This window comes from Paraburkholderia sp. RL17-381-BIF-C (assembly GCF_046026435.1).
Classification (GTDB): domain Bacteria; phylum Pseudomonadota; class Gammaproteobacteria; order Burkholderiales; family Burkholderiaceae; genus Paraburkholderia.
In genome coordinates, this window is sequence record NZ_JARESX010000199.1 from 1 (window position 1) to 839 (window position 839).

Annotated in this window: 1 protein-coding gene; it reads right to left on the reverse strand. The window is 63.4% G+C overall.

Annotated features, from left to right (window positions below):
- Positions 1-839, reverse strand: an 839-nt coding sequence (locus P0D70_RS36650) for a DUF2345 domain-containing protein (protein ID WP_408188117.1), incomplete at both ends; no start/stop codon positions are given.

The window sequence follows — 839 nt, forward strand, 5'->3', positions numbered from 1 at the left end:
CCCGCGCCGATCCACACTTCCTTCGCGGCGGTTATAACAACCCGTCCATTGGTGCTAGTGACCGTCACGTCCTTTAATGCGGCTAGTCCCATCTCGTCGCCCTGTGCCTGCATGTCAATCCGGCCTCGGGCCGCCATGAACTTCATGCCGTCCTGGTAGGCGAACAGGGAAATCGATCCTCTCACTGAGGCGTGGTACGAACGTCCTGCGGACAGACTGTAGTCGCGGCCTGCCGTGACTGCGTGATCGTTCATGCTGGCCTGGTGCGTACTATCCGCCGCGGTTGTCGCGAGGCCCGCTGCACTCGCCAGAAGCAGGTCGGGGCGGGTCATTTCCGGCGACGGATTGTCACGGGTTAGCGTGCCGCCCCTGAGTGCATCGTTCTGTTTTTTGATTGTTTGCGTTGCATCGCGCTGGCTCGCCCGTGCATCCTGCGCCTTGTGCTGCTGCGCAAGCTGTGCCATATCCTCATGCAACTCGCGCGCCTGCGTGAGTCGCTGCACCGTCTCGCCCATGTCCTTCACTGGCGCAGTGGCACCTGACCGCGTCTCGGTGGTGACGAGCAACCCCCTGTTAGCGCGTGCGACGCCCCATGAGTCCGTCGCCAGTTCCCACCCCTCGCCGCGTTCCTCCTTGCGCCCCTCGTTGCCATCGATGCGCGTGTTATGACCCAGCACAAGGCGCGACTGCGCGTGATCGCTGCTGACCTGTACCTGTAGTTTGCCGGGCGTGTCGTCGGCGACGATCTGGTTGGCCTGCAATCCGGCGAGGTCGCGCGTGCGTGTGCCACTCAGTGCATGATTGGCCGGCAGCTTCCACGGCGGCTGATTGAGCCGGTT